8 protein-coding genes and 3 pseudogenes are annotated in these 11,915 nt (G+C 33.8%); 6 read left to right on the top strand and 5 right to left on the bottom strand.

Features of this window, described 5'->3' with window-relative positions; genetic code table 11:
• Positions 1–159: 159 nt before the first annotated feature.
• Positions 160–1,025 (top strand): annotated as a pseudogene (locus A3835_06335) (formate transporter).
• Positions 1,026–1,110: 85 nt separating this feature from the next.
• Here the strand turns inward: A3835_06335 and A3835_06340 are convergent.
• Both A3835_06340 and A3835_06345 read right to left on the bottom strand, forming a co-directional pair.
• Complete coding sequence (locus A3835_06340; protein ORI07202.1) at positions 1,111–1,749, bottom strand: Cro/Cl family transcriptional regulator; 639 nt, start codon at positions 1,747–1,749, stop codon at positions 1,111–1,113.
• 143 nt (positions 1,750–1,892) lie between these two features.
• A complete protein-coding gene (locus tag A3835_06345; protein ORI07203.1) occupies positions 1,893–2,306 on the bottom strand; it encodes an acyl-CoA thioesterase in 414 nt (137 codons plus the stop codon).
• 89 nt (positions 2,307–2,395) lie between these two features.
• Here A3835_06345 and A3835_06350 point away from each other — a divergent pair.
• Both A3835_06350 and A3835_06355 read left to right on the top strand, forming a co-directional pair.
• Positions 2,396–4,236: pseudogene (locus A3835_06350) on the top strand (hypothetical protein).
• Between the two features lie 10 nt (positions 4,237–4,246).
• Positions 4,247–6,574 carry a diguanylate phosphodiesterase gene (locus tag A3835_06355; protein ORI07204.1) on the top strand — a complete coding sequence of 776 codons (2,328 nt, stop codon included), beginning with the start codon at positions 4,247–4,249 and terminating at the stop codon, positions 6,572–6,574.
• Here the strand turns inward: A3835_06355 and A3835_06360 are convergent.
• Positions 6,567–7,106, bottom strand: a complete 540-nt coding sequence (locus tag A3835_06360; GenBank protein ID ORI07205.1) for a hypothetical protein — start codon at positions 7,104–7,106, stop codon at positions 6,567–6,569. The two genes, A3835_06355 and A3835_06360, sit on opposite strands and share 8 nt — an antisense overlap.
• Before the next feature lie 142 nt (positions 7,107–7,248).
• On the opposite strand from A3835_06360, the gene A3835_06365 reads away from it, so the two are divergent.
• Positions 7,249–9,552: a diguanylate phosphodiesterase gene (locus tag A3835_06365; GenBank protein ID ORI07460.1), complete on the top strand. Its 2,304-nt coding sequence runs from the start codon at positions 7,249–7,251 to the stop codon at positions 9,550–9,552.
• Here the strand turns inward: A3835_06365 and A3835_06370 are convergent.
• On the bottom strand, positions 9,549–9,737 hold the full coding sequence (locus A3835_06370) for a hypothetical protein (GenBank protein ORI07206.1): 189 nt from the start codon (positions 9,735–9,737) through the stop codon (positions 9,549–9,551). The two genes, A3835_06365 and A3835_06370, sit on opposite strands and share 4 nt — an antisense overlap.
• 129 nt (positions 9,738–9,866) lie before the next feature.
• On the opposite strand from A3835_06370, the gene A3835_06375 reads away from it, so the two are divergent.
• Together A3835_06375 and A3835_06380 are read left to right on the top strand one after the other, a co-directional pair.
• Positions 9,867–10,562, top strand: a complete 696-nt coding sequence (locus A3835_06375; GenBank protein ID ORI07207.1) for a dUTPase — start codon at positions 9,867–9,869, stop codon at positions 10,560–10,562.
• A pseudogene (locus A3835_06380) lies at positions 10,559–11,298 on the top strand (hypothetical protein). Before A3835_06375 ends, A3835_06380 begins: the two are co-directional and overlap by 4 nt.
• An 18-nt stretch (positions 11,299–11,316) precedes the next feature.
• Here the strand turns inward: A3835_06380 and A3835_06385 are convergent.
• Entirely contained in the window at positions 11,317–11,838 is a 522-nt protein-coding gene (locus tag A3835_06385) for an ATP/GTP-binding protein (GenBank protein ID ORI07208.1), read from the bottom strand.
• Positions 11,839–11,915 lie beyond the last annotated feature (77 nt).

An 11,915-nucleotide genomic window follows, 5' to 3' on the forward strand; every position in this document is an offset into this window, starting at 1 on the left:
CAAATAGCTAAATTTAGTCTTTTTGGTTGCTAAAGGCAAAATTTTGCTTTTAATTGTGAGCAGCAATCTTGGCTTTTAGTGATTTTGCAAAGTGTTAAACTTTGGTCGCAAAGATGAGCCTGGCTCATGTGCGAGATTGAAAATAAAAAGGAGAATGTGATGTTAAATCCGGCAGAAACCGCTCAAGCGGTCTCAAGCTCTATGGAGCATAAGGCTCATATGCCACTTACTAGTATTATCTTCCTTGCTATCATGCTGGAGCCGCTATTGCTATGGGTGATATTTTCTGGGCTCACTCGACAGTTGGTATGGCTGAAAATCAGTCTATTGGCCTTTCAAATTTTATCGGTGGTATCACATTTAGTTGTGGTCTTATGATGGTTGTTTTTTATGGTGGTCACCTCTTTACAAGCTCTGTTTTAAGTGGTGTTAGTGCATATGAAGGAAAGCTAAAACTAGGTAAGACTATCGGATACTGGGCTATCGTTTGGATATTTAACTTCGTTGGCGGCGCACTGATCGCTTATATGTACTACTACTCAGGCTTGCCACTAAAGTATGATGGCTACATCTTGCAGCACTTTATACCAGCTGGCATTGGCAAGATCACAGCACCATTTCATGAGCTATTTATCCGCGGAATTTTTTGTAACGTCTTTGTTTGTATGTCTATTTGGACTGCGACAAGTGAGAGCAATCTATCTGGTAAATTCTTTGCCATTATGTGGATGATCGGCGCATTTGTGGCTTGCTCAATGGAGCACTGCGTGGCAAATATGTTCATAATCACTGAAGCCATCATCTCAAAAGCTCACTATATAGCAGCAAACGGCGGAGATATCGCTGCTGCAGCTGCGGCTCTAGGACATGGCATTACGGCTGAAAAACTAGAAGTTTTAAACTGGGGAAATTTTATCGGTAAAAACTTAGTTCCAGTTACACTTGGTAATATCTGCGGCGGACTTTTCTTTGTTGGTTTAGTTGGCTTTATGGCAAATAAATTCGATATGAAGAAAAAAGCTTAAAAATTTTAGTCTTTGCTTCTTGGCAAAGACTATTCCTCTAAGGCTACTTTTTGCTAGCCATTATAAAAATTTTTGATTTTTAGTTTTAGTTTGTGTAACTTTCAAGTTTTTCATAATCAATTATTAAAAACTCGTGTGGTGTAATCTTTCTTATAATGTCATCTTTTATAAGCTCATTAAATGCAGTTGAAGCACTTTGCCTCTTAAGTCCTACGAAGCTTGAGAGCACTTTTAGAGAAAATGGCAAAAAGAGGTAATGATAGCCATTTTGCTTTAAATCTTGTTCGCGTGCAAGCTCGATCAAAAAATTTGCAATCCTACCTTTTGCATCTTCAAAAAGTATTGATTTTATGATCTGACGTTGCACGATGATAGCATTTAGCACCGCTTTTAAAATTTCATCTACAACATTTACATTTGATAAAATTTCACTTATTTCGCTTAAGTTTATGGAGTAAATTTTTGCGTCTTCTAAAATTTCAAAAGCACAATTATCATCAAGAACAGCGATGTTGTTTGCTTCCAAACGGTAAAGGATAAATTCTTCCCCGTCTTCAAAAAACGAAAGCTTTGCACAGCCACTTTTTAAAATGATGATTTTGATCTCTTCTGCGTAAATGATGCTTGTTTTTGGAAGGTTTTTGTACTCAAATTTATCAAGCTCGGATTGAGTTAGGATATCTAAAATTTGTGTTTGTAAAAGGCCTAAACGTGACTTTTTCATGATTCTCCCAAAAGTAGTTTTGGATTTTATCTTAGAAAGTATTTAATCAAGTTGAAATTTTTGCTTTTTAATTTTTAAATTTCAATAATTTTTAAAAGTAGTATTAATTTTTAAAGAAGGTTGCATAAAATGCAACCAAATTTTTAAAAACCATGAAGTTTTTTTAGATTTTCATCTATAGGTTTTTTATGTCCATCTTTTGTTACACTGACGTAGGTTGCGATGGCGCTTGTGACATGTATAGTCTCTCTAAAACCACCGTCATTTAGCCTAAGCGCAGTCACTTCTATCTGTGTTGTTATCGATGTTTTGCCAACTGCGATGATCTTTGCGTAGCAGCTTAGCACGTCACCAACAAAGACTGGTTGTTTAAAGATGATCTCTTTCATAGAAATTGTCACAACGCGCTCGGGAGAAATTTCTCTTGCAGCTTGTGCACCTGCAAGGTCGATCTGACTCATTATCCAGCCACCAAATATATTTCCAGCCGAGTTTGTATCTTTTGGTAGCATGACTTGTTTTATACGCGGCTCACCAAAATCTTTTAAAATATCCATTTTTTGCCTTTTAGATGTTAGAATTTTGGTTGATTGTAGCAAATTTTAATGGCTTTATGCTAAAATCCTGCAACTTCAGGGGATAAAATATGAACGATTTTAAAAGATTAAATGAGCTTACAAAAGAGCAAAAAAACAAGTTAAATGCTATTTATAAAAATTTAGACGATGATATCATAAACGAGGCTGTTAAAATTTGTGGTCTTGCTGGCACACCAAGCCAAAAACTAGCCCTTGCAAGAAGGATAGTAGATCTTAAAGTTGATCCGCTTCAAAATGAGTTAAAAAAGCTAAATTTAGGCGAGGATGAGCAAAAAAGTGTACTAAATTTAATGTATAACTACGTTAGAAATTTATATGAAAATTTACATACAGAGCTTATAAAAAAAGCAAAAGAAGAGAAAATTTTAGATCAGTTTAATCAAGCTTTTATAGAAGCAATGCATGAGCTTGGGCTTAGTTTAAATGCGTGGCAAATTTCATGGCAAGATCGCATTATCAACACTACAAATAAAGAGTTTGAAGCTAAATTTAGTGATCTCGGTATGGCAAATGAGTTTATCACTAAAAACGGCTTATTTCAGTGTGACGCTAATGGCGTAAGAGCTGAAAGAACTTACGGCGCAGTTTGCAAAGAGGGCGAGAAATTTAGCTTTTTGCCTTACGCGCTTGCCTTTAAAGATGAGGTTAGTGAGCTTAAAAAAGTCTTTGCAAAAAATCTTGAAATTTTAAGAAATTTAGCTAAAAACGACGAGCAAAAATCTTATGTCAAATACCTTGAAAAGCTGCAAAATGCCTTTTGCGAAGAGGACAACGCAAAGGTGATAAATGCTTGGCAAGAGGCTGAGATAGCATGGATGGATGTAAAAGGTGCGCTTCAACCAGGCCATCCGCTAGAGTACTACGAGGATGCCTATACGCACGCAGTTGCACTTGAGTGGGACATCAGGCTTGTTGATAGCGAGGGCATAGATGAGCTTAAATTTAAAGAAAAAGTGGCAAAAACCTATAAGAGCGTTTGCGAAAAGATAAAATTTGATAACGCTGAGACAAATAGGGCAGTTAACGAAAATATCGCTAGAACGCAGGTTTATATAAGCGTGCCGATGATCTATTACGGCGCGGAGCTAAATGGGCTTTTTAGCGCTCAGGTCGTGCCAAATGATGAAAGTGTGAGCGCAAAATGTGGTAAGAAAATTTTTGCCTTTGTAAATCACGTCTATGAAAGCGCAAAGGCAAAGCCTTTTATGAAGCTTGGGGCTGAAATTTTTATCAAGGAATTTTTGGATTTTGGTAGAGAAATTTTATTTTTAAAGCCAAAAATTTGGAAAAAGTCTATGAAATTTCAACGATCGGCCATGAGTTTGGGCACATCCTCTTTATCGGGCTTGATACTGAGATGAGCATGAATAAAAGTGGTGTCTTTAAATTTATAGAAGAGTACAAGGCTACGACTGGCGGGCTAGTAAATTTCTTTTTACACGAAGAGACGGAGTATAAAATGGCCGTCTTTCATGAGCTAATAGCTCGTGCTGTTGGGCTTATCGCGTGGCGAAAGGTTGATGAGGTGAGGGCTTATTACTGCGAGGGACTCATACATCTTAGCTTACTTTTTAGGGCTGGAGTGCTTAAATTTGATGGCAAACTAAGCGTAGATATGAGCGAGCAAGCCTACGCTAAATTTAAAGAAATTTGCTTGAATAACTACTATGACCTAGCGCAAACATACGCTAAAAAAGATGATGCGAGCACATTTTTGGAGAAATTTTGCCAAAAAGATGAACTAAGCTATTTGCCAAAAGATGAAGAGTGCAAGAAATTTGTTGAGCATTTTTACGCTAGATACGAAGCTATCGGCAACGACGTCGATGAAAGTGGCGAGTGGCAAAGATGGCAAAGCTTAGCCAAAAAGGCAGAGAAAGATAGATAAAGACCGGAACATGATAAGTGAAATAAGCAACGAAAATCAAGTATCTTTTTTATTTATGTTGATACTTTTTTGTGTATATGTTGTTAGTTATTTTATTGCTAGTAGTTTTTATAATGACATAATTACTGCTCTATTTGATTTTATGATCACATTATTTATCTTTTTAAAGCTAAAAGAGACAAGAAATTTAAAAACATATTGGATATATATATTACTAGGCCTTACTTGCTGGGTAGCATCAGACACTATGTGGATGCTATATGATAAGGTTGATTTTTTTAAACAATTTCTTTCTAAAGTCATTTTTATACAAATCTCATACTTGGTCTCATATTTTATGTTTGCATTTTCTGCTTTTTACATTTTGATTAAAAATTTGAAAAATTTATTTTTAATGCAAGTATTTGTGGACTCAGTTTCTATTTCCGCAATATATTTTAGCTTTATGTGGTTTATGATTTTTAATAGAAATTTAACTCAAGTCTTAAGCCAAAAAGATTTTTTTAATCTAAGTTACATCGCTATAGATTTATTTATGTTTTGTACTTCATTTATTGCGTTTTTTTCACTTAAATTTTCAAGAAAAAGACTATCTATGCTTTTATGCTTGATAGCACTTATTGTAATAAGCATTTATGATGTTTTTACCACTACAATGGATTTTTGGATAGATGAAATTTCCTTTTTTGGATACGACATTGTGTTTAAGAGTTCATTTTTTATGTTGTTTGTTGCCACACTTCATTTAAGAGAGGGCGAGGCAAATCTAAAATTTAGGGCACTTAGAAACGATTTTGATAAAATTTTAATACAAAAGCTATTTGTTTTTGCCGTATTTTTAACGATCATGATCTTGTACTCTTGGAAGATAAATTTGACATGGTTATTTTCTATTTTAGTTACTTTGCTTGCATACGGAGCATTATCTTATACATTTTCTAATGTTAGAAAGATGGACATTTTAATTAAACGTGAAATACATATCAAAAAAGTGTTAAATAATCAGATAGAAAGTAAAGTAAAAGAGCTTGAAGAGACAAATAAACACCTACAAAGGATCAGTAAATATGATTATCTAACGAATGCTCTAAATCGCCAGTATTTTATCGCAAGGCTTGAAGAGATGATAAAGTTAAAGGCACTTGGCGAAAAGATAGATATTTATAGTATTGACATAAACCATTTTAAAGCGATAAATGACTCATATGGGCACTATATCGGCGATGATGTAATAGCAAAGTTTGCTTCAAATATTGAGTCAATATTGCCACCAAACGATTCCTTATTTGCAAGGTCTGGCGGAGATGACTTCATAGTTGTTGTCAAGCAAAATGAAAATGTACATTGCAGGGAATTTTTACGCTATCTACTAAAAGCTATTTCAGAGCCAATGGTTATAGATGATTATAAAATTGTACTTGATGCAAAAATAGGGATTAGCTCGACACAAACTAGTGAAATTTTGGCTGATGATTTTATCATGCAATCAGAAGCAGCACTAGAAGCAGCAAAAAAAGACGCATCTGAAAAGTATGTTTTTTATAACGATATAAAAAGCATGATTCAGGATAGAAACTATATAGAAATATTGCTAAATAGCATAAGCTTTGATGAAGAATTTGAGCTAAAATTTCAGTCCCAATATCTAATAGAAGGTAAAAAAATAGTAGGAGCAGAGGCTCTTGTTAGGTGGAACTCTCCTATAAAAGGTCCGGTAGATCAATCAAAATTTATCCCAATAGCCGAACAAAGCTCGATTATCAATGCGATAGGAAAATGGGTGGCAAAAAATGCTATAAAACAAATGGCCTTTTGGAATGAAAAATATAATACTAATCTAAAAATAGGCATAAATATCTCGCCAAAACAGATTGATAATATAAATTTTGCATCTAAATTTTTAAGCTATATAGATAGATACGGCATCGATCCATCTTGTGTAGATGTTGAGATCACTGAGGCTAGTCTTGTCAATGCTGAAGAGATGATGCAAAGTGCGTTATCCGAGCTTTCTAATAGAGGAATTTGCATATCCATAGATGATTTTGGTACCGGTTTTTCATCGATGAATTACATCAAAAAATATCCTATGAGTCGCCTAAAGATCGCTAAAGAGCTGATAGATAATATTGCTAAAAATGATATAGATAAAGACGTGGTAAAAAGTGTTATAGCTTTGGCTAAAAATGTGGAGCTAAAGACTATTGCTGAAGGTGTCGAAGATGAAACCCAGCTTGAAATTTTAAGAGAGCTTGGATGCGATGAGGTGCAAGGGTATCTTTGGGGCAAGCCAATGAGTGCAGAGGATTTTGAAAAGCTTATAATAAGTGCTATTTAAGCACGCTCTTTGCGCTAAAATTTTCAAATTTCAAAATATCTTTATAGCAAAGTTTGGCCAGCTCATTTATCATTTTTGAGCTAACTTCATCTTTTGGGATTATTAGATGAATCTTTTCTTCTAAAAAAATGATAAAGATATTTTTTAGCTCATAAATTTCACTAACTTTATTTAGGTCAAATTTTTCATTTTCTTTGGGTTCGTTTTCATAATAAGCCAGAAATTTCTCATTTACTTCAAAATTCATTTGCTTTTGAACATCTGAAATTTCAATTCTCTTTAATGCAGCTATGCGACTTCTTTTTAAAAAAATAGGATAAAAAATGATCCAAAATATAGCAAAAACAGCCCCAATAACAGTAAAAATTTTACTTTTTAATAGCATATCTACAACAAAACCAGCTATGATGGCTTCAGTAAATATCATAAAAGTGTTTATAAAATACTGCTTTCTTGCTGCCTTTGAGAAAAATAAGATAAAAGATTTATAATCTATTAAATTTTGTCCATTTATGACGATACTACACTTCATAAGATACCTTTGTGAATTTTAAAATTTTTGGGAAATTATAACCAAAAGCAAAGTCAATTTTTGTATAATTTGGACTATTTCTTAGGAGAGGGACACTATTTTTTTAATATCAAAATCATCTATAACTGGCATGCGAAAATGGATCTTAGTTGCAGTTGTAGCGCTATTCGTATTTGCACTATTAGCATCTTTACTTGACTATAATCTAATTGGAAAAATATCTATTTTGCTTAGTTTTTTTATAGTAACTTTTGGCATTTATACTTCAATGGATAAAGTAAAAACCAAAATAACGCATTGGCTTGCAATATGTTTTGGTGTTTTTTTATGGTCTATTTGCGATGCATTAATGGTGTTAAATCAAGATGTGCTATTGCGGGCTCATAGTTCTTATGCGTATCTTGATGTGTTTTTTATGTTGCCGATGATATCTATTTTAGCTGGCGTTAGTATATTTTTGTATTCAAAATTTGCAGCCAGCCAAGAAAAGCTAGCCATCATTATGGATAGCATAAGTGTCTTTTTTTTAATAGCAATGTTAATATATGGTATTTTTGATGAAGTAGATATCTTATCGATGATAAATAATAGATCAAATATCGTTTTTCTCTCTATTGTAGCCATAAATTTTCTTATACTTTTTATTACTTTAAGTGAGATTTTTACAAGTAGTTTGCTTCATATAAGAATTAGCGGCTTTTACCTTATATCGGCTAGCATTTTATTTACAATGCTAAATTTATTTATTTTCTATAGTCAGATCTCAAATGTAAATTTTGGCCATAAAATAGATTTTTTATATATCGTTCCTTTCTTCTTCTTGATGATAGGGGCTTTTCATTTAAAAGCTAAAAATGAGTATGTTACAAATACCGATAAAGATATCTCAATAGGATCAAAATGGCTACCAATAATAATAGTTTTACCTTTGCTATTACAAGAAGATCTAACATCTTTTAGTGCGCTCATCTCACTTTTTGTTTTAGTTGTAAATGCTATTGTTAATTACTATGTTAAAAGCTCTATTGCAAGTAGAAAAATATTAGATTATGAGAGAAATCTTCATAGAGAGATGGAAAAGTCGATGCATGAGCGAACTAATGAACTTATGCTCGCAAATTTAAGACTTCAAGATATGTCTGAGAAGGACTATTTGACAGATCTTGGCAATAGAAATTTTATAGTAAATGAGCTTGAAAGAATGTGTAAAAGCATCTCTGAAGATGAGGAAATCGCAGTTTATTATATAAATTTAAGCCGTTTTAAAAGCATAAATACATCTTATGGGCATGAAATAGGCGATAGAATTTTAAAGCTAGTTGCAAAAAGGATACTTGAAGTTTGCAATAGACAAGAAGCCATAGCAAGGATTAGTGCGGACGAATTTATCGTACTAGCAAAAATGGAGATAAATAGTCATACAAAACGCTTAAATCTTGGTATTGCCTTAAAAGACGCTATTGAAAAACCAATTCAAATAGATAGATATCACTTTGGACTTAAGTGCATAATAGGCATAGACGTAGCAACAAAAAATAGCACGGCAAATCCAAGAAATATTATAAAAAATGCAGATATGGCAATGTATTACGCCAAGAAAAATCCAGCTTTAAATCCTATGGTTTATAGCGATAAAATTAGCAATGAAATGCACCTAAGCTCAAGCATCGAGATCGCGCTTAAAAAAGCTAATTTGCAAGAAGACCTTCATGTATATTTTCAACCAATATTTGATCTAAAAATCGAAAAAATGATCTACGCGGAGGTTTTTTTATATTGGAAATCAGAAAAATTTAGCTTGATGGAAGCAAGCAAATTTATGAAAGAGGTAAATGTAAATAGCGATATTTTAAACGATATTTGCTCGCTTTTAGTTTCAAAGACCATAGAGTATGTAGATAGATGGCAAAAAGAAAAACTCTTGATACCAAAAATAAGTATAAATGTTGCACAGATTCAAAGTAAATCAGAAAAATTTGTTTCAGATTTTATTTCTAGCTTACGCTCGCATCATATAAATCCAGAGCTTTTTGAAATAGAATTTGGCGAAGAAATATGGACAAATAATTCTAAAACGCTCGATAAAATTTTTTCTATTCTTAAAGAAAATAATATAGACGTTTGCATAGATAATTTTGGCTCTGGATATACTTCATTTATTTATATTAGAAAATACGGTGTTAAGCGTATAAAAATAGCAAGTGAATTTGTTGCTCAAGCATCAAATAGCAAAATAGATGCACAAATCGTATCTGCAATTATCGATTTAGCAAAGGCAATGAAGATAAAAGTTGGTGCAAAAGGCATAGAAAAAGAAGAAGATATTCGTTTCTTAAAAGAGCTTGATTGTAATGAAGTGCAAGGACTTTTCTTATCTCGTCCTATGAGTGCAGAAGAATTTGAAGACCTTGTAAGACAAGATCCTCAAATGATAGCTAAAGCTTAAATTTCAGCCTTTATCTCTTCGTTTGATTTTACGACCATGCCTGAGCCATGGATCACGCTTGGAACACAACTGGTGCAGATATCAACTTCTTCGCCATTTTTATGAGCGTGGATAAAAACTGCATTTGTATCATCACTGCTTTTTAGTCCGCAAACATTGCAAACCACTAGATCTTTTTCTCTCATTTTTTCTCCTTTGAAATTTTTGCCTATTTTAGCTCCTAAATTTTATACATAAAATGATTTAAGTCAAGCTTGCCTCGTGGCATTTAATAATTTTTTGTTATAATCCTTTAAAATTTTAAAAGGCCTAAAATGAATGAAAGAACGATTATTTTAGAGATGTTAAAGATGCAGCAAAGCCTAAATGATGAGACAAATGGGCTTGGCTGGGAAAATGGTTATACTAATAAAAATAAACTAATCAGCTGGAGGCGCTGCATATATATGGAGTGCGCTGAGCTAATCGATAGCTTTGCATGGAAACATTGGAAGAGCATCGATGCAAAGACTGATGAGCAAAATTTGCGCATAGAAGTTGTTGATATTTGGCACTTTATTATGAGCCTGGCTTTGCAAATTTATAAATCAAAACAGCTTGGAGATATAGAAACTTTAGCTGATGATATTTGCCAATCAAGCGGATTTAGTGAGTTTTGCAAAGAGCCATTAAGGATCGAAGACGAGAGCATTTATGAGATAATGAATGATGTTGAAATGCTCATACATGAGTGCAGCGGGTTTGACTACGATATATTTGATATTTTAAAAATTTACTTCTCTATGTCTTTAAAATGTGGCGTAAATTTATACTCACTTTATGAGTGCTACATCGCCAAAAATGTACTAAATCGCTTCCGTCAAAATAATGGCTACAAAGAAGGTAGCTATAAGAAAAATTGGAACGGACGCGAAGATAACGAAGTGATGAGTGAAATTTTGTCAAATGGCGTTAGCAAGATTGATGAAATTTATGCCGCACTTGAGCACGAGTATAAAAAGGTGAAATGATAAATCTTCTTCGCCTTGGCTTTAAAGACTTTTTTACTGCCAAATTTATCACGCTATCTATCTTGCCACTTTTTCTTAGTATCGTTAGCCTTGCGTGGCTCACGATCTGGGGTGGTGGCGAGATCTTTGACCTATTAAGCGAGGGGGCAAGAAGTGGCAATTATGCCTTTATTGATACAAACTCAACGCTCTCTTCATATGCTGTTAAAATTTTAAGCTTTAGTGCCACAAAATGGATCATAAGTATACTTTTTTACGTTTTAGCACCTTTTTAACGATAATTATCAGCATAATAATCGCCCTAATCGTAGCCAGCTTTTTAACTCCAGTCGTAGCCAAAGAGATAAACAAAAGGCACTACAACTACGTGCTTAAAAGCGAGGTTAGCACGGCTAGAGTGCTAAAGGTGATGATGATTGAGATCATGAAATTTCTTGGGATATTGCTCGTTTGCCTACCGCTTTTATTTGTACCAGTATTAAATTTTTTCATCATAAATGTGCCGTTTTTTTATATCTATTACAAACTTTTACTGATAGACGTTGGCTCAAACACTCTTGATAGTGATAAATTTGAGCTAGCACTGCTTGAAGGTGGCGGGATAAAATTTATAGCTTTTACGCTTTTGTTTTATCTTGTCTCGCTTGTGCCGCTTGTGGGACTATTTTTTCAGCTTTATTTCGTGATAGTCTTGTCACACCTCTTTTTTGAGAAAGAAGCACTTATAAAAATTTAGAGCCAGAAGGCCCTAAATTTAAGCGTAGTAAGATACTTTGTTGCTCTCATCAAGCAATGTATCAAATAGCCTTTTTGTCGCACTTAGTAGATTTTTATTTGCGTCATTTTTAGCTAGAAGCTCGTCAAACATCTTTAGCATATTGTCATTTATGAAATTTTTATGATCCAGATCTTTTGCGTCAGGAAGCATCTGCTTGATCTTGTTTGAAAGCTCGCTTATGCTTTGGCTACTACCTGCGATCTTGTCGCCCTCTTTGACATTTTTCATAAACTCATCAACCTGTGGGCGAATTTGCTTCATCGCCTCTTCAATCTCTTTCATATCTTGCTCGTCTATGCCGTTGCCTTTATAGGCAAACTCATAGCCGTATTCGTGCGTAAGGGTTAGGCTTCTTTGGCTTGAAGTGCCATTTTTTTGGCTAGAAAACTCCAAACTTTTGTTGTCATACATAGAAAAGCTTATCTCATCGCCTGAGCTAGTCTTCATCGAAAAGCTCATGTTGTTGTAGCTTCCTTGAGAGTAAAAATTTGTTTGCATTTTTAAATCCTTTTGAGGCTAAATCGGCAAATTTTTAATTTCATAAAGCAAAATTTTGTAAAATGCGTCAAAAAAGG

This window comes from Campylobacter concisus (assembly GCA_002092835.1).
In the GTDB taxonomy this organism is placed as follows: domain Bacteria; phylum Campylobacterota; class Campylobacteria; order Campylobacterales; family Campylobacteraceae; genus Campylobacter_A; species Campylobacter_A concisus_K.

What these genes read in the sequence shown, in the direction of transcription:
- A3835_06340 (ORI07202.1), bottom strand. Translation starts at nt 1,749, where the DNA reads ATGAAAAAGTCACGTTTAGGCCTTTTACAAACACAAATTTTAGATATC.
- A3835_06345 (ORI07203.1), bottom strand. Translation starts at nt 2,306, where the DNA reads ATGGATATTTTAAAAGATTTTGGTGAGCCGCGTATAAAACAAGTCATG.
- A3835_06355 (ORI07204.1), top strand. Translation starts at nt 4,247, where the DNA reads ATGATAAGTGAAATAAGCAACGAAAATCAAGTATCTTTTTTATTTATG.
- A3835_06360 (ORI07205.1), bottom strand. Translation starts at nt 7,106, where the DNA reads ATGAAGTGTAGTATCGTCATAAATGGACAAAATTTAATAGATTATAAA.
- A3835_06370 (ORI07206.1), bottom strand. Translation starts at nt 9,737, where the DNA reads ATGAGAGAAAAAGATCTAGTGGTTTGCAATGTTTGCGGACTAAAAAGC.
- A3835_06375 (ORI07207.1), top strand. Translation starts at nt 9,867, where the DNA reads ATGAATGAAAGAACGATTATTTTAGAGATGTTAAAGATGCAGCAAAGC.
- A3835_06385 (ORI07208.1), bottom strand. Translation starts at nt 11,838, where the DNA reads ATGCAAACAAATTTTTACTCTCAAGGAAGCTACAACAACATGAGCTTT.